The organism is Candidatus Pelagibacter sp. Uisw_090, assembly GCF_047717845.1.
Lineage (GTDB): Bacteria > Pseudomonadota > Alphaproteobacteria > Pelagibacterales > Pelagibacteraceae > Pelagibacter.
This window is the reverse complement of record NZ_CP159810.1, coordinates 544,127-560,162: the sequence shown is the minus strand read 5'-3', so window position 1 is coordinate 560,162 and position 16,036 is coordinate 544,127. Positions and strand designations below refer to the sequence as shown.

The 16,036-nt window shown below is 31.3% G+C and carries 29 protein-coding genes; all 29 read right to left on the bottom strand.

Annotation, left to right across the window (positions count from 1 at the left end):
* Positions 1 to 8: 8 nt before the first annotated feature.
* From rplQ to rpsL, 29 genes are read right to left on the bottom strand one after another with little or no spacing between them, the layout of a single operon-like run.
* Entirely contained in the window at positions 9 to 446 is a 438-nt protein-coding gene (gene rplQ / locus ABXT58_RS03050) for a 50S ribosomal protein L17 (RefSeq protein ID WP_415304647.1), read from the bottom strand.
* On the bottom strand, positions 446 to 1,474 hold the full coding sequence (locus ABXT58_RS03045) for a DNA-directed RNA polymerase subunit alpha (RefSeq protein ID WP_415304645.1): 1,029 nt from the start codon (positions 1,472 to 1,474) through the stop codon (positions 446 to 448). The genes rplQ and ABXT58_RS03045 overlap by 1 nt, the downstream gene beginning before the upstream one ends.
* A gap of 3 nt (positions 1,475 to 1,477) precedes the next feature.
* The gene (gene rpsK / locus ABXT58_RS03040) at positions 1,478 to 1,942 is read right to left on the bottom strand and encodes a 30S ribosomal protein S11 (protein WP_415304643.1); all 465 of its coding nucleotides are present in this window, start codon (positions 1,940 to 1,942) and stop codon (positions 1,478 to 1,480) included.
* A gap of 7 nt (positions 1,943 to 1,949) precedes the next feature.
* On the bottom strand, positions 1,950 to 2,333 hold the full coding sequence (gene rpsM / locus ABXT58_RS03035; RefSeq protein WP_415304641.1) for a 30S ribosomal protein S13: 384 nt from the start codon (positions 2,331 to 2,333) through the stop codon (positions 1,950 to 1,952).
* Positions 2,334 to 2,349: 16 nt separating this feature from the next.
* On the bottom strand, positions 2,350 to 3,030 hold the full coding sequence (locus ABXT58_RS03030; RefSeq protein WP_415304639.1) for an adenylate kinase: 681 nt from the start codon (positions 3,028 to 3,030) through the stop codon (positions 2,350 to 2,352).
* A gap of 5 nt (positions 3,031 to 3,035) precedes the next feature.
* A complete protein-coding gene (secY, locus tag ABXT58_RS03025; protein ID WP_415304638.1) occupies positions 3,036 to 4,316 on the bottom strand; it encodes a preprotein translocase subunit SecY in 1,281 nt (426 codons plus the stop codon).
* Between the two features lie 10 nt (positions 4,317 to 4,326).
* Positions 4,327 to 4,788, bottom strand: coding sequence for a 50S ribosomal protein L15 (gene rplO / locus ABXT58_RS03020; RefSeq protein ID WP_415304636.1), 462 nt, complete (start codon positions 4,786 to 4,788; stop codon positions 4,327 to 4,329).
* On the bottom strand, positions 4,788 to 5,300 hold the full coding sequence (rpsE, locus tag ABXT58_RS03015; protein ID WP_415304634.1) for a 30S ribosomal protein S5: 513 nt from the start codon (positions 5,298 to 5,300) through the stop codon (positions 4,788 to 4,790). Before rpsE ends, rplO begins: the two co-directional genes overlap by 1 nt.
* A gap of 2 nt (positions 5,301 to 5,302) precedes the next feature.
* Positions 5,303 to 5,659, bottom strand: a complete 357-nt coding sequence (gene rplR / locus ABXT58_RS03010; protein WP_415304632.1) for a 50S ribosomal protein L18 — start codon at positions 5,657 to 5,659, stop codon at positions 5,303 to 5,305.
* The gene (rplF, locus tag ABXT58_RS03005) at positions 5,659 to 6,198 is read right to left on the bottom strand and encodes a 50S ribosomal protein L6 (protein ID WP_415304630.1); all 540 of its coding nucleotides are present in this window, start codon (positions 6,196 to 6,198) and stop codon (positions 5,659 to 5,661) included. The genes rplR and rplF overlap by 1 nt, the downstream gene beginning before the upstream one ends.
* On the bottom strand, positions 6,198 to 6,593 hold the full coding sequence (gene rpsH, locus ABXT58_RS03000; protein ID WP_415304628.1) for a 30S ribosomal protein S8: 396 nt from the start codon (positions 6,591 to 6,593) through the stop codon (positions 6,198 to 6,200). Before rpsH ends, rplF begins: the two co-directional genes overlap by 1 nt.
* A gap of 10 nt (positions 6,594 to 6,603) precedes the next feature.
* The gene (gene rpsN, locus ABXT58_RS02995) at positions 6,604 to 6,909 is read right to left on the bottom strand and encodes a 30S ribosomal protein S14 (protein ID WP_415304626.1); all 306 of its coding nucleotides are present in this window, start codon (positions 6,907 to 6,909) and stop codon (positions 6,604 to 6,606) included.
* Position 6,910: 1 nt separating this feature from the next.
* Entirely contained in the window at positions 6,911 to 7,465 is a 555-nt protein-coding gene (rplE, locus tag ABXT58_RS02990) for a 50S ribosomal protein L5 (RefSeq protein WP_415304624.1), read from the bottom strand.
* Positions 7,465 to 7,713 (bottom strand): 50S ribosomal protein L24, encoded by a 249-nt coding sequence (gene rplX, locus ABXT58_RS02985; protein ID WP_415304622.1) that lies wholly within the window; start codon positions 7,711 to 7,713, stop codon positions 7,465 to 7,467. Before rplX ends, rplE begins: the two co-directional genes overlap by 1 nt.
* Complete coding sequence (gene rplN / locus ABXT58_RS02980; RefSeq protein WP_415304621.1) at positions 7,714 to 8,082, bottom strand: 50S ribosomal protein L14; 369 nt, start codon at positions 8,080 to 8,082, stop codon at positions 7,714 to 7,716.
* On the bottom strand, positions 8,079 to 8,315 hold the full coding sequence (gene rpsQ / locus ABXT58_RS02975; protein ID WP_415304619.1) for a 30S ribosomal protein S17: 237 nt from the start codon (positions 8,313 to 8,315) through the stop codon (positions 8,079 to 8,081). The genes rplN and rpsQ overlap by 4 nt, the downstream gene beginning before the upstream one ends.
* A complete protein-coding gene (rpmC, locus tag ABXT58_RS02970; protein WP_415304617.1) occupies positions 8,308 to 8,499 on the bottom strand; it encodes a 50S ribosomal protein L29 in 192 nt (63 codons plus the stop codon). The genes rpsQ and rpmC overlap by 8 nt, the downstream gene beginning before the upstream one ends.
* A 1-nt stretch (position 8,500) precedes the next feature.
* Entirely contained in the window at positions 8,501 to 8,911 is a 411-nt protein-coding gene (rplP, locus tag ABXT58_RS02965; RefSeq protein ID WP_271525610.1) for a 50S ribosomal protein L16, read from the bottom strand.
* Positions 8,912 to 8,913: 2 nt separating this feature from the next.
* The gene (gene rpsC / locus ABXT58_RS02960) at positions 8,914 to 9,594 is read right to left on the bottom strand and encodes a 30S ribosomal protein S3 (RefSeq protein ID WP_415304615.1); all 681 of its coding nucleotides are present in this window, start codon (positions 9,592 to 9,594) and stop codon (positions 8,914 to 8,916) included.
* Positions 9,578 to 9,976, bottom strand: coding sequence for a 50S ribosomal protein L22 (rplV, locus tag ABXT58_RS02955; RefSeq protein WP_415304613.1), 399 nt, complete (start codon positions 9,974 to 9,976; stop codon positions 9,578 to 9,580). Before rplV ends, rpsC begins: the two co-directional genes overlap by 17 nt.
* A gap of 2 nt (positions 9,977 to 9,978) precedes the next feature.
* Complete coding sequence (rpsS, locus tag ABXT58_RS02950) at positions 9,979 to 10,275, bottom strand: 30S ribosomal protein S19 (RefSeq protein WP_415304611.1); 297 nt, start codon at positions 10,273 to 10,275, stop codon at positions 9,979 to 9,981.
* Entirely contained in the window at positions 10,275 to 11,120 is an 846-nt protein-coding gene (gene rplB / locus ABXT58_RS02945) for a 50S ribosomal protein L2 (RefSeq protein ID WP_415304609.1), read from the bottom strand. The genes rpsS and rplB overlap by 1 nt, the downstream gene beginning before the upstream one ends.
* A gap of 3 nt (positions 11,121 to 11,123) precedes the next feature.
* Complete coding sequence (rplW, locus tag ABXT58_RS02940; RefSeq protein ID WP_415304607.1) at positions 11,124 to 11,417, bottom strand: 50S ribosomal protein L23; 294 nt, start codon at positions 11,415 to 11,417, stop codon at positions 11,124 to 11,126.
* A gap of 1 nt (position 11,418) precedes the next feature.
* Positions 11,419 to 12,042, bottom strand: a complete 624-nt coding sequence (rplD, locus tag ABXT58_RS02935) for a 50S ribosomal protein L4 (protein WP_415304605.1) — start codon at positions 12,040 to 12,042, stop codon at positions 11,419 to 11,421.
* A complete protein-coding gene (gene rplC, locus ABXT58_RS02930) occupies positions 12,042 to 12,752 on the bottom strand; it encodes a 50S ribosomal protein L3 (protein WP_415304603.1) in 711 nt (236 codons plus the stop codon). Before rplC ends, rplD begins: the two co-directional genes overlap by 1 nt.
* A 2-nt stretch (positions 12,753 to 12,754) precedes the next feature.
* Positions 12,755 to 13,063 carry a 30S ribosomal protein S10 gene (rpsJ, locus tag ABXT58_RS02925; protein ID WP_271492964.1) on the bottom strand — a complete coding sequence of 103 codons (309 nt, stop codon included), beginning with the start codon at positions 13,061 to 13,063 and terminating at the stop codon, positions 12,755 to 12,757.
* Positions 13,064 to 13,068: 5 nt separating this feature from the next.
* Complete coding sequence (gene fusA / locus ABXT58_RS02920; RefSeq protein ID WP_415304601.1) at positions 13,069 to 15,147, bottom strand: elongation factor G; 2,079 nt, start codon at positions 15,145 to 15,147, stop codon at positions 13,069 to 13,071.
* 6 nt (positions 15,148 to 15,153) lie between these two features.
* Positions 15,154 to 15,624 (bottom strand): 30S ribosomal protein S7, encoded by a 471-nt coding sequence (rpsG, locus tag ABXT58_RS02915; RefSeq protein WP_415304599.1) that lies wholly within the window; start codon positions 15,622 to 15,624, stop codon positions 15,154 to 15,156.
* Positions 15,625 to 15,626: 2 nt separating this feature from the next.
* Positions 15,627 to 15,998 (bottom strand): 30S ribosomal protein S12, encoded by a 372-nt coding sequence (rpsL, locus tag ABXT58_RS02910; protein ID WP_169036396.1) that lies wholly within the window; start codon positions 15,996 to 15,998, stop codon positions 15,627 to 15,629.
* Positions 15,999 to 16,036: the final 38 nt, after the last annotated feature.

The window sequence follows — 16,036 nt, the reverse complement described above, 5'->3', positions numbered from 1 at the left end:
ATAAAAAATTAAGCAGTAGCTAATTTTTTTTCTTCGTTTTGATCTTTAGTTGGTTCTTTTTTCTTTCTGTCTACTCTTTTTGCTTCAACATCTCTATCAACAAATTCAATTACTGCCATAGGTGCATTGTCACCATATCTAAAACCAGCTTTGATAATTCTGGTATATCCACCATTTCTTTTTTCATATCTTTTAGACAAAGTTTTTGTAACCTTGCGAGCTGAAGTGATGTCTTGCAATTTAGTCATCAACATCTTTGTTGTTAGTAAGGTTTCTTTTTTCCCTAATGTAATGATCTTATCAGCTTGAGGTTTTAGGAATTTAGCTTTTGGAAGTGTAGTAGTAATCTGTTCATATTTGATTAAGGAATTTAACATATTCTTTAACAGTGCTTTTCTATGCTCAGAAGTTCTATTTAACTTCTTATTAGCCATTCCGTGTCTCATTAGATTTGCTCCTCTAACTTCTTAGACATTTCAGCTATATTCTCTGGTGGCCAATTTGGAATTTCCATGCCCAAATATAAGGACATTGCAGTTAGAACTTCTTTTATTTCATTTAAAGATTTTCTACCAAAGTTTGGAGTTCTAAGCATCTCACCTTCTGATTTTTGAACGAGATCTCCTATATAAATTATGTTATCATTTTTTAAACAGTTCATAGAACGAACTGATAATTCTAACTCATCTACTTTTCTTAAAAGATTTTTGTTAAACTCAGGCTCAGTTGAAACTTCTTTAACTGGAGCTTCTACAGGTTCATCAAAATTGACAAACATATTAAGTTGATCTTGGAAAATTCTTGCAGAATATGCGACTGCATCTTCAGCTGAAATTGAACCGTTTGTCTCAACTTCCATGGTTAACTTATCGTAATCCAGAGCTTTTCCCTCTCTAGCAGTGCTTATAGCGTATGAAACCTTTTTCACTGGACTGTACAATGAATCTATTGCAATCAAACCTAGAGGTGGTTCTTCTGGCTTATTCATTACAGCAGGCACATAACCTTTTCCAGTTCCAACATTCATTTCCATGTGAAAATGAGTATTTTCATCTAAATTGCAAATAACTAAATCAGGATTTAAAATCTCAATATCTGTAACAGCTTCTATATCAGAAGCTTTAATTTCGCCCGGTCCCTTTGCATCTAAAATAAGTTTTTTAGCACTATCAGAAGAGCTTTTTAATGCTAAAGATTTAACGTTTAAAACTATGTCTGTCACATCTTCTCTAACACCTTTAATAGATGTAAATTCATGTAGCACTCCATCAATTTGAATTGATGTTACAGCAGCACCTCTAATAGATGAAAGCAGAATTCTTCTTAAAGAATTACCTAAAGTTAAACCATAACCTTTTTCTAATGGCTCAGCTATAATTTTAGCTTGTGATTTGTCATCACTAATTTTAACATCTAATTGAGCTGGTTTAATTAATGCTTTCCAATTTTTAGCATTTACATTTAAACTTTCCATTTACTAAACTCTCCTTTTTTTTGGTGGTCTTACGCCGTTATGTGGCATTGGTGTTGTATCTTTTATTGAAAGAATCTTAAATCCTTTCGCTTGTAATGCTCTTAAAGCAGTTTCTCTTCCTGACCCAGGTCCCTTAACCTGTACAGTTAATGTCTTCATTCCATACTCTAAAGCTTTAGACCCAGCAGAGTCTGCAGCAACCTGAGCAGCATAAGGAGTTGATTTTCTCGAACCTTTAAAACCTTTTTGTCCAGCCGATGCCCATGAAATAACATTTCCATTAGTGTCAGCTATTGAAATTATTGTATTATTAAAAGTTGATTGTACATAAGCAATACCATTAAGAATATGTTTCTTAATTTTTTTCTTTTTTGAATATGAACTTTTTTTAGATTTTTTATCTACTTTTTTTTCAACTTTTTTTTCTATAACAGAATCTAAATTTTCTACTTTATCTACTTTGGCCATAAATTAATTATTTTTTAAGTGGTGTTAATTTTTTACCTGCAATTGCAATAGCCTTACCTTTTCTAGTTCTAGCATTACATCTTGTTCTTTGTCCTCTAACTGGAAGTTTTTTTCTATGTCTTGATCCTCTATAACATGCAAGATCTATTAATCTTTTGATAGTTAATGAATAGTCTCTTCTAAGGTCGCCTTCTACTTTAAAATTTGCATCAATATATTCTCTAATTTTTAAAATATCATCATCTGTTAATTCGTTAATTCTTTTTGCAGTAGGAATTTCTAATGAAGTACAAATCTGATTTGAAAACCTATCACCTATACCATAGATGTACGTTAGACCTATGTGGACAAGTTTGTTTTGGGGAATGTTTACACCTGCTATACGAGCCATATTTTTGAGAATAAATTTAGCCTTTTATATAAGAAGATGTTCTAAAGTCAACGCCTTTAACATTAAGAACATCATTGATTTTATTGTTAATTTGCTCAATTTGAGAAGCTCCATCAATTTCTGTGAAATTTGCATTTTTTGAGTAAAAATCTAGGATTGGTTTGGTTGTTTCCATATAAGTCTCATATCTGGCTACAACTACATCAAAATTATCATCTTTTCTCCTCTTAAGGAACTCTTTACCGCATGGGTGTAGCTCAATTTCCTCTTTATTAAAAAATTCATTTAAAGTCATATTACATTTATCACATGTCATCCTGCCCATAATACGTTTTTCAATAATGTCTTTTGAAACATTTAAAAAAATTATATGACCAATAGTTTGGTCAAACTCAGCTAAAATTGATTCTAAATTATTAGCCTGTTTGATATTTCTAGGGTATCCGTCGAAAATAATTCGATCTCTAAATTTAAGATTCGTAATAGATTGTTTTAGCAATATATTCACTGTTTCATCAGAAACGAATTTGCCATTAGATATTAATTTTTCTATTTCAACACCAAGAGCTGTTTTTAACTTAACCTCTTCTCTTAAAATGTTACCAGTTGATAATTGAAAGTAGTTATATTTTTTTACAATAAATTGTGCTTGTGTACCCTTACCAGCTCCAGGAGGACCAAATAAAATTATATTCACAAATATTATTTACCAAATTTAGTTTTTTTAATTAATTGCTCATATTGGGAACTCATTAATCTAGTTTGTATTTGGGTTACTGTATCAATGGCAACAACAACAACAATTAAAATTGAAGTACCACCTAGGTAGAAAGGTATTGGGTAATTCGCTATTAAAAACTCTGGCATCAGACATACAATGGTTAAATAAAGAGCTCCTATTGTTGTAAGTTTAGTTACAATTTTTTCTATGTATAGAGCTGTATTTTCACCAGGTCTAATCCCTGGGACAAAACCACCATATTTTCTTAAATTATCAGCAGTTTCTGTTGGGTTGAAAGTAATTGAGGTGTAGAAAAAAGTAAAAAATATTATTCCTGATGCGTATAGCAACATATAAAGAGGTTGGCCTTGTGTGAAGTATGAACTTATATTTAATAGTGCATCATTATCTGAAAAACTAAAATTAGAAAAAGTTACAGGCAAGAGTAATAAAGCTGATGCAAAAATTGCTGGTATAACACCTGCTTGGTTAATCTTTAAAGGTAAATGAGAAGATTCACCACCATACATTTTATTTCCCATTTGTCTTTTAGGGTAATTTATCAGAATTTTTCTTAATGCTCTTTCCATGAAAACAATGAACATGATTGATCCAACTAATAATACAAATATTGCAATAATCATAATTGTAGATACAGCACCAGTTCTACCTAATTCAAATGTTGTTACTAATGCTCTTGGTATTTCAGCAACAATTCCAGCAAAAATAATCAATGAAATACCATTACCAATACCTCTTTGAGTTATCTGTTCACCAAGCCACATTAAAAACATTGTTCCAGCAACAATAGTTGAGACTGCTGTTATCGTAAAAAATAACCCTGGATTAATAACCAAATCTGCTGAAGACTGTAAACCAATAGATAAACCATAACCTTGAACAGTGGCTAATAAAACGGTTCCATATCTTGTTATTTGAGTAATTTTAGCCCTACCCGTTTCTCCCTGAGCTTTTAAATTTTTAAAATAATCAGACACGCCAGTTAATAACTGAACAATAATAGATGAGGAAATGTATGGCATTATTCCTAGTGCAAAAATTGCCATTCTACTTACAGCACCTCCTGAAAAAACATTAAACATTCCAAGTAAGCCTTTTTGATTGCCGCTCATCATGGTTTGTAACTGTTCTGGATCAATACCTGGAATGGGCACAAAAGTACCAAATCTGTAAATTGCTAAAATGAATATTGTAAAAATTATTCTATTTTTAAGATCATTAGTTTGAGAAGATGAGCTCATAATATCTTAATTATTTTTTTAATTGTATTGTGCCGCCAGCTTTCTCTAATTTAACTACAGCAGATTTTGATATCAAATCAGCTTCAATACTAACCTTGTCGTTAATATCTCCTGTACCAAGTATTTTTAATTTTTGCGAATTTTTATTGATCAATTTTAACTTTTTAAGTAAAGCGATGTTTATTACTTCACTTGAATTGATAGTTTTTTCATTAATATAAGATTGTATTTTTTGAAGATTCATTATTGCTATGATATCTTGATATCTTTTAATAGCATTAAATCCTCTTTTGGGTAACCTTCTGTATAGAGGCATTTGACCACCTTCAAAAGCTTTGATGGCAACACCAGATCTCGATTTTTGACCCTTAACTCCTCTTCCTGAAGTTTTACCTTTTCCTGATCCAATACCTCGACCAACTCTCATTTTTTTTTTATATAAAACTTTACCAGTAGTGTTTAATGTGCTCATTATCCTCTTTTTTCAATTACGTCAGAAATTTTTTTATTTCTAATTGTTGCTATATGTTTTGGTGAATTTTGTTTTGAAAGTGCTTTCATGGTAGCTCTTATCATGTTGTGAGGGTTTGATGTTCCCATAGATTTAGCGACGATGTCTTTAATTCCTAAAACTTCACAAACAGCTCTAACGGGTCCTCCAGCAATAATTCCAGTTCCCTTAGGTGCAGATCTTAAAATAATTTTACCAGCACCATCTTTACCATAAACATCATGATGAATAGTTCTTCCTTCTCTTAGGGGAATATGAATTAAAACTCTTCTAGCATTTTCATTTGCTTTTTTAATGGCATCGGGAACTTGTTTAGCTTTTGCGTGAGCTACACCAATTTTACCAGCTTGATTTCCTACAACAACTAGTGCTGAAAAACCAAATCTACGACCACCTTTTACAACTTTTGTAATTCTGTTAATATGAACTAGTTTTTCTAGAATACCGTCGTCATTTTTCTTTTTAAAATCCATAATTAAAACTCCATCCCATTTTTACGTAACGTTTCAGCGAATGCCTTGACTTTACCATGATATTTATAAACTCCTCTATCAAAATAAATCTTTGTTATTTTTTTCTCGACAGCTTTTTTTGCTAGCTTTTCAGCAACAATTTTAGAAATGTCTGTTTTGTTAACTTTAGCCATAGCTTTGATATCTTTTTCAACAGAAGATGAAGAAAGCAAAGTAATATTTTTCACATCATCAATAATTTGTGCTGATATATTTTTCAAAGATCTTGAAATACTCAATCTGAATCTATCAGGAGAAGAAACTTTTTTAACTTTATTCGTTACTCTAAATTTTTTTCTATCTATAGCATTTAATTTCATTATTTTTTCTTTCCTTCTTTTCTTAATATATACTGACCTTTTTCTCTAATACCTTTACCTTTATAGGGCTCTGGTTTTCTAAAAGATTTAATTTTTGAACAAACCATACCAACTTGTTGTTTGTCAGATCCGCTTACTTTAACAGTGGTCTGTTTTTCAACAACAATTTTAATTCCTTCTGGTATGTCAAAATTTATATCATGACTATAGCCAAGTTGAAGGTTTAATTGTTTTTCTTTTAATGCTGCTCTATATCCAACACCTACTAGCTCGAGTGTTTTTTCATAACCAGTAGAAGATCCAATAACGGCATTATTAATTAAACTTCTATTCATTCCCCATAGTCTTTTTGAATTTTGGTCAACTTTTTTTGGTTTAATAGATATTTCTTTTCCTTCAGTGATATCAACATTAAACATTTCTAGATCAACATTAAGAGATTTTTTGCCTAATGGACCTTCTATATTAAGAACACTACCAGATAGTACTGCTTTAACTTTTTCAGGGATTGAAATATTTATTTTACCAATTTTAGACATTAAAATACCTTACAGATTATTTCGCCACCAACTTTTTGTTTTCTAGCATCGACATCAGTCATAACGCCTTTTGGAGTAGAAACTATTGCAACACCAAGTCCACCATTGATTTTTGGCAAACTATCAGCGCTTGAAAAAATTCTCCTACCAGGCTTTGATACTCTTTCAAAAGTACTGATAACTGGATTTCCTGAATAATATTTTAGATCAATAGATAAAACCGGTTTTTTGTCTGCATTATCAATCTTATATTCTTTAATAAATCCCTCATTTTTCAAAATATCTGCAATTTTTACTTTAAAGTTAGAAGATGGCAGTGCAACTTTTTTATGATTTCTCACTAAAGCATTTTTAATTCTTGCTATCATATCCCCAATTGGGTCACTTAAACTCATATATTCCTTTCTACCAGCTCGACTTCGTCATACCTGGAATTAATCCATGTAATCCCAAGTCTCTTAAGGCTATTCTTGATATTTTTAATTTTCTGTAAACACCATGTGGTCTTCCAGTAATTTGACACCTATTCATCACTCTATTTTTTGCTGAGTTTCTAGGTAAATTAGATAATTTTTGTTGTGCTTTGAATCTTTCTTCAAGAGAAATCTTCTTATCCATAATAATTTTTTTCAGTGCTAGTCTTTTTTTAAAAAGCCTATCTGAAAGTTTAATTCTTTTATCATTTTTTTGAATTGCACTTACTTTAGCCATTTTAATTGTCTCCTTTTTTGATAAATGGAAAATTTAATTTTTCTAGAAGAGCAAAACTATGATCTTTATTCATGGCAGCTATTACAACAACCACATCCAGACCTCTAATTTTGTCTATTCTATCAAAATTAACTTCGTGAAAAATTATATGTTCCTTAATTCCAAAAGTATAATTACCAAATTTGTCAAAACCTTTAGGTGACAGCCCTCTAAAATCTTTAATTCTAGGTAAGGCAATGTTGACTAGTCTATCAACAAATTCATACATTTTGTTTCCTCTTAAAGTAACTTTTAAACCTGCGTTAGTGCCTTTCCTTGTTTTGAAGTTAGCAACAGATTTCTTAAATTTTGTAACTGTAGGTTTTTGTCCTGTAATTTTTCCTAAATCTTCTTCAGTAGATTTCATAATTTTAGCATCAGCACCATCAAGACCTAAACCCATGTTAATAACAACTTTAAGAAGTTTTGGTCCTTGAAAAGTATTTTTAAAACCTAATTGCTCTTTAAGTGCAGGCTGAATTTCTTTGTAATAAAGTTCTTTTAATCTTGGTGTCATTATTTTTTAGCCTCTGTTTTTTTAATTTTTTCTTTAGCATCAGCAAGTGCAAGGTTAGAAATATGTATAAAGCTTTCTTTAGAAATAATTCCACCTTTTTTTTCTTTTGTAGTTTTAACGTGTTTTTTCACAATATTAATTCCTTGAACTTTTGCTCTGTTATTAGGTCTGTCTATCTCTATAACTTCACCTTCTTTTTTTTTATCTCTTCCAGTTAATACTTTAACTTTAGAACCTTTTTTAATCATTTATAATACCTCAGGAGCCAATGAAATTATCTTCATTTGACCTCTATTTCTTAATTCTCTTGTAACTGGACCAAAAATTCTGGTTCCAACTGGCTCACCCTTGTCATCAACTAAAACAGCAGCATTGTTATCAAATTTAACTTTTGATCCATCTTCTCTATGAATTCCATATTTAACACGAACCACAACAGCCTTGTGTACTGAACCTTTTTTAACTTTACCTTTAGGTATTGCCTCTTTTACAGCAACAACAATTGTGTCACCAATGCTAGCATATCTTCGCTTAGATCCACCCAGAACTTTAATACATTCAATTCTTTTTGCACCAGTGTTGTCTGCGACTAACATTTCTGTTTGTACTTGTATCATTTAGAACCATCCATTACTTGAAATTTTTTATTTTTAGAGAAAGGTTTGCATTCAATTATTGAAACAGTATCTCCTGTTTTAAATTTATTGTTTTCATCGTGAGCATTATATTTCTTTTTAACTTTAACAACTTTTTTTAGTACAGGATGTGAGTATTTTCTTTCTACTGCAACAGTGATAGTTTTATTCGGTTTATCACTAGTCACTACCCCTGTTAATATTTTTTTAGGCATTTAATTTTCCCCTTAGTATAGTTTTTAATCTTGCTATCGTTTTTTTTGTTTGTCCAATTTTTGATGGATCCTTAATTTCAGAGTTAATTCTTTGAAATCTAAAATTAAACAAATCTTTTTTCAATTTATCTATATTTTTTAAAACCTCATCTTTAGATAATTTTTTAATTTCTTGTTTTTTCATACTATGCAAATCTTTTTATAAATTTAGTTTTAATTGGTAATTTTGCAGATGCTTTATAAAGCGCTTCTTTTGCAATTGCTTCTGAAACTCCATCAATTTCAAATAAAATTCTACCTGGTTTAACTCTGCATGCCCAATATTCAGGAGCACCCTTACCTTTACCCATACGTACTTCAACAGGCTTCTTAGAAACTGGAATATTTGGAAAAATTCTAGTCCAAACACGACCTTGTCTTTTCATATGTCTAGTTAAAGCAACTCTTGCAGCCTCAATTTGTTTTCCAATAATTCTTTCGGGTGCCATTGCTTTTAATGCAAATGAACCGTAGTTAATCTTTGCAGCTCGAGTGGCTGTTCCATGAATTCTACCTTTGTGTGCTTTTCTATATTTTGTTCTAACCGGTTGTAACATAATTATTCTTTAGCCTCTTTAGGTATTACTTTATTTGTTTCTTGACTGAATTCTCTTGCAAATACTTCACCTTTATAAATCCAAACTTTAATTCCAATAATTCCAAAAGTTGTTAAAGCTTCAGCTTCATCATAATCAATATCAGCTCTTAATGTGTGAGATGGAATACTTCCTTCTCTCAACCATTCTGTTCTTGCGATTTCATTTCCACCAAGTCTACCGCTTATTGAAACTTTAATTCCTCTAGCGCCTAATCTCATACAAGATTGCATAGCTCTCTTCATAGCTCTTCTGTATGATATTCTTTTTATAAGTTGTTGTGCAATATTTTCAGCTACTAAAAATGCGTTAGTTTCAGGTTTTTTAACCTCTTTAATGTTTAAAGACACTTCGTTGCTAGTAAATTTAGATAAATTATTTTTAATTTTATCAATATCACTACCTTTTTTACCAATAACAAACCCAGGTCTTGAAGTGTAGATTGTAACAAAGCATTTATTTGAAGTTCTTTCAATCATCACTTTTGATACACCAGAGTTAACTACATTTTTTTTGATGTAAGCTCTAATTTTAAAGTCTTCAATCAAATAATTTCCAAAATCTTTCTTTTTAGCATACCAAACAGAGTCCCATCCTCTATTTACGCCAAGTCTAAAACCTATTGGATTAACTTTTTGTCCCATGACTCTCCATTTGTTTTGCTTCTGATAATATAATTGTAATTGTTGAATATGGTTTTAAAATTGGTGCAGCTCTACCCTTTGCTCTAGGTCTAAATCTTTTCATAACAACTTTTTTTCCACAATAAGCTTCTTTAACAATCAATTTATCTATATCATATTGATTATTGTTTTCTGCGTTAGCAATCGCAGATGAAACAGTTTTTCTAATTTCTCTAGTTATTCTTTTTGCAGAAAATTGTAATTCTCTAATAGCAACATCAACTTTTTTTCCAACAATTGCCTTGAGAATTGGATTAAGTTTTCTTACACTAGATCTAATATTATTATTTACTGATCTAACTGTATCAAATTTAACTCTATTAATTTTCTTTTTCTTATTCATAATTATTTCTTACCTGCTGTTGCGGGTTTAGCTTTTTTATCTGCAGGGGTATGACCAAAAAATGTTCTTGTTGGTGAAAACTCACCAAGTTTGTGTCCAACCATATCTTCAGAAATGGTAACTGGTATAAATTTTTTTCCGTTATAAATCAAAAAACTAACACCAATAAATTCAGGAATTATAGTTGATTTTCTTGACCATGTTTTAATTGGCATTTTTTTTGGGTCTAATTTTTGTTTTTCAACTTTTTTAATTAAGCTCTCTTCAACAAAAGGACCCTTCCATACTGATCTAGCCATTATTTTTTAGTATCCTTTCTTTTATTTCTTCTTTTAACTATAAACTTATCTGTTCTTGCATTTGTTCTTGTTTTTAATCCTTTTGCACCCTGGCCTGTCGGCGATACTGGATGTCTTCCACCAGCACTTTTACCTTCACCTCCACCATGTGGGTGATCAACTGGGTTCATCACAACTCCTCTAGTATGAGGTCTTCTACCTAGCCATCTTGATCTTCCAGCCTTACCAATTTTAATATTTTTTTGATCTGGGTTTGATAAAACACCAATTGTTGCCATGCATCTTGAATCTATTTTTCTGACTTCACCAGAAGTCATTTTAATTAATGAATAATTACCATCTAAACCACTTATGGTAACAGAAGTGCCAGCTGATCTAGCAATTTTCCCACCACCACCTGGTTGTAATTCAACATTATGAACGTTTACACCGACTGGAATATCTCTTAACGGCATACAATTTCCAACTTTAATCTCTTTTGCAGAGCCATTTTCCACAACATCACCAACGTTAATTTTTTGAGGCGCTAAATAATAAAAATGAGTTCCATCTTCAAATTTAATCAACATAATATAACATGATCTATTTGGGTCATATTCAATACGCTCAACAGTACCAGGTACATCGAATTTTTTTCTGTAAAAATCGACAAGTCTATACATTTTTTTGTGCCCACCACCGGACATATTTCGAGATGTGATATGACCATTGTTATTTCTTCCACGCATTGAGTTTTTAGGCTCAACAAGCATTTTAAAAGGTTTGCCTTTCCATAAACCAGTTCTATCAACAAGAACTGTTCCTCTAGTAGATTTTGTATATGGTTTAAATGTTTTTAATGCCATTATTTAAATTCCTGTTGTTAGATCAATACTTTGACCTTTTTTTAGAGTTATAATTGCTTTTTTATAACCTTGAATATTCACTTTTTTACCTCTTTTAACAACTTTTCTATTTTGCTTATTAATAATATTAATTTTGATAACGTTAACTTTAAAAATTTTTTCAATATTTTTTTTTAAATTAGTTTTATTAGCTTCTCTTGGGACTTTAAATACTATCTTATTTTGTTCTGATAGATTTGTAGTCTTTTCAGTCACCATCGGTGATAAAATTTTATCGTATAAATGTATTTTATCCATTTTAAGAATACCTTTTTTCTAATTCTTTTATTGAGCTTTCTGTAAACACAACTTTTTTAAATTTAATAATATCAAAAGCGCTAAAGTGATTGATGTCCGTAACTTTAACATTTGGTATGTTTCTCATAGATTTTTCAACTTTTTCTTTGGAACTTTTGTCTAGAATTATTAATGAATGAGTTAGTTCATATTTTTTAATGATTGAGTCCATCTCTTTAGTTTTTTTTATTTCAGTTGCAAAATCACTAAAGATTAAAAGGTTATTAAGTTTATTTTTTTCAGTAATCAGAGAGGCTATACTTAATTTTTTCTCACTTTTATTAAGTTTTCTTTTTTTATAAGCCAGTTGACCTTTTGGACCATGAGCTACACCACCACCAACAAAAATTGGGGCCTTTCTACTGGCATGACGTGCTCCACCAGTTCCTTTTTGAGCATAGATTTTTGAAGTAGATCCAGCAATTTCATTTTGCTGTTTAGTTTTTGCGTGTCTACCTTTGTAGTTAGCGTTAGTTTTATATAAAACGTTATCTACTAATTTTTTATTTATTTTTGCTGAAAAAATTTTATCTAAAACTTCAATAGAGTCTTTTTTTCCATCTAAATTTATTTTATCTATTTTCATTATCTTTTCTTTTTATCAGGTGTTTTTTTAGCTTCTTCAGCAGCAGCAATTTTTTCTTTGATAGTCATTTTGTTGATAATCTTAACTGACTGTTTAACAAGTATTTCTGAATTCTTAGAACCAGGTATTGAACCTTTTACATACAATAATTCATTTTCTAAATCAGCTTTGATAATCTCTAGGTTTTGCATAGTTCTAACTCTATCGCCCATATGACCAGCCATTTTTTTACCTTTAAAAACTTTTCCAGGATCTTGTCTTTGACCTGTTGAACCATGTGATCTGTGTGAAACTGAAACACCGTGAGTAGCTCTTAAACCACCAAAGTTATGTCTTTTCATTGCTCCAGCAAATCCCTTACCAATAGTTTTTGATGTAGTATCTACAAATTTCACTTCATTAAAGATTTCTAAACCAAATTCGTTACCTTCTTTATATATTTCGGTATCTTTTACCCTAAATTCTTTTAATATTTTCTTTGCTTCTGTATTTTTCTTTGCGTACATGCCCTTCATAGCATTTGTCAATTTTGAACTTTTAATATTACCAAATCCTAATTGTACAGCTTTGTATCCACGTTTATCTTCTTCGATCACATTAATAACTCTAGCTTTTTCCATTTTAATTACAGTAACAGGAACTAAACGACCAGTTTTGTAAAACTCTCTAGTCATACCTATTTTTTTTCCAACTAATGCTATTTCAGTCATAATTAAATTTTTATCTCCACATCAACACCTGATGCTAAATCTAGTTTCATTAAAGCTTCTACAGTTTGCGGTGTAGGCTCAATGATATCAATCAATCTTTTGTGCGTTCTAGTTTCAAATTGTTCTCTACTTTTTTTATCAATGTGAGGTCCTTTTAAAACTGTGTATTTTTCAATTCTAGTTGGTAGTGGTATTGGACCCTTGACAGTTGCACCTGTTCTCTTAACAGTGTTAACAATTTCTTCAGTAGATGCATCTAAGATCTTGTTGTCGTAAGCTCTTAATTTAATTCTAATATTTTGTTTTTCCATAATAATTATCCAGCAATTTTTTTGGTTACTTCATCCTGTACGTTTTGTGGGACTTTAGAATAATGATCAAAGAACATTGAATATTGAGCTCTTCCTTGAGACATTGATCTTAAACTATTTATATATCCAAACATATTAGCTAAAGGAACCATTGCTGTTATTACAGTTGCATTTCCTCTGCTTTCTTGTTCGCTTATTTGACCTCTTCTGCTATTTAAGTCACCGATAACATCGCCCATATAATCCTCAGGTGTTACTACTTCAACTCTCATTACTGGCTCTAACAATTTTAATCCACCTCTAGTACAAGCTTCTTTAAAGCAAGCTCTACCAGCTAACTCAAACGCAAGAACACTTGAGTCAACATCATGGTGTAATCCATCTAAAATTGTAACTTTATAATCTATCATTGGGAAGCCAGCTAAAATTCCACCATCAGATATTGTTTCAATACCTTTCTCAACACCTGGAATGAATTCTTTTGGAATAGATCCACCTTTAATTTTACTATCAACTTCTCTACCTTTGCCTGGCTCTTGTGGCTCTACTAAAAGTTTAACTTTTGCAAACTGACCAGCACCACCACTTTGTTTCTTATGTGTATACTCAAACTCAGAAGCATTTTGAATAGTTTCACGGTAAGCAACTTGTGGAGCACCTATGTTTGCCTCGACATTAAATTCTCTTTTCATTCTATCAACAATGATATCTAAGTGTAATTCCCCCATACCTTTAATTATTGTTTGACCAGATTCTTCATCTGAAGTTACTCTGAATGAAGGGTCTTCTTTTGCTAATCTTGCCAAAGCTTCGCCCATTTTTTCCTGGTCTGCTTTTGTTTTAGGTTCTACAGCAATTTCAATTACTGGCTCAGGAAATTCCATTGGCTCTAATAAAACAGGGTTAGCCTCATCACATAAAGTGTGACCCGTTATAGTGTATTTAAGACCAGCTAACGCAACAATATCCCCTGCATTCGCTTCTTTAATGTCTTCTCTAGAGTTTGCATGCATTAAAAGCATTCTGCCAACTCTTTCCTCTTTTTCTTTTGAAGTATTATAAACTGCAGTTCCAGTTTTAATTGTCCCAGAATAAATTCTTATAAAAGTTAATGATCCAACAAATGGATCATTTGCAACTTTAAAGGCTAGAGCAGAAAAACCAGCTCCATCATCAAATTTCATTTCAACAACGTCTTCAGTTCCTGGTTTAGTTCCATTAATTGAGCCAATATCAATTGGACTCGGTAAATAATTAATAACCGCATCAAGCAATGGTTGAACGCCTTTGTTTTTAAATGCCGAACCAGTAGTTATTGGAACGAAACTAAAGTTTAGAGTCCCTTTTCTAATGCATTTAATTAAATCTTCTTCTTTAATTTCATCACCATTTAAATAACTTTCCATTAATTTTTCATCTTGTTCTACGGCAGTTTCAACAAGTTCAGTTCTATATTTTTGAACAATTTCTTTTAGATCATCAGGAATTTCTTTGTATTCCCATTCAGCACCTAAAGCTTCATTTTTCCAAACTTGAGCTTTCATTTTAACTAAGTCAACAACGCCGGATAGGTTAGCTTCAATACCTATCGGCACCTGTATAACTAAAGGTTTGCAACCAAGTCTATCTCTGATCATGTCCACACACCTGTAAAAATCTGCACCAGTTCTATCTAATTTATTTACAAAGCAAATTCTTGGTACTTTATATTTATCAGCTTGTCTCCAAACCGTTTCTGATTGAGGTTCAACACCTGCAACACCGTCAAAAACACATACAGCTCCATCTAAAACTTTTAGAGATCTTTCAACCTCAATAGTAAAGTCTACGTGACCAGGAGTATCAATAATATTAATTCTATGATTATTCCAAAAACAAGTTGTCGCTGCAGATGTAATTGTAATTCCTCTTTCTTGCTCTTGCTCCATCCAATCCATAGTTGCAGCACCATCGTGAACTTCACCAATTTTATGACTTTTTCCTGTGTAGTATAAAATTCTTTCAGTAGTAGTGGTTTTACCAGCATCAATATGAGCCATAATTCCAATATTTCTATATGTGTCTAATGTATTTATTCTAGCCATAATTTTTTACCACCTAAAATGAGCAAAAGCCTTATTGGACTCCGCCATTTTATGTACATCTTCTCTTTTTTTAACTGCTGATCCTTTTTTTTCGTAAGCATCGTACAGTTCATTAAAAATTTTATCAGACATATGCTTGTCTTTCCTTTTTCTTGAAGCATCAACTAACCATCTAATAGCAAGTGCTTGAGCTCTATTTGATTTCACCTCAACAGGAACTTGGTAAGTTGCGCCACCCACTCTTCGTGATCTAACTTCTACTGTAGGTTTAATATTATTTATCGCTTCATTAAAAACATTAATTGGCTCTTCTTTAGTTTTTGATTTAATTTTTTCAATTGCTTCATATACAATTTTTTCAGCAACAACTTTTTTTCCATCATACATTATCGAGTTAATCAATTTTGGAATTATAGTTGATTTAAATATTGGATCTGGTGTAACAATTTTTTTTGGTTGTGTTTTTTTTCTAGACATAATTATTTACCTTTTTTAGTTCCATACAAAGATCTACGTTTCTTTCTATTTGCAACTGCTTGAGTATCTAGATTTCCTCTAAGAATATGGTAACGAACACCAGGTAAATCTTTTACCCGACCGCCTCTAATTAAAACTACTGAGTGCTCTTGAAGGTTATGGCCTTCACCACCAATATAAGCTGTAACTTCAAAGCCATTTGAAAGCCTTACTCTTGCAACCTTTCTTAATGCAGAGTTCGGTTTTTTAGGAGTAGTTGTGTAAACTTTAAGACAAACACCTCTTTTTAAAGGTTGTTTTTCTAGTGCAGGAACTTTGTTCCTTGCTACAGGTCTAGTTCTTTTCTTTCTTAACAACTGATTAATAGTTGGCATAAATTTTTTAATTAATTAATTTATTTTTGAATGAAAAT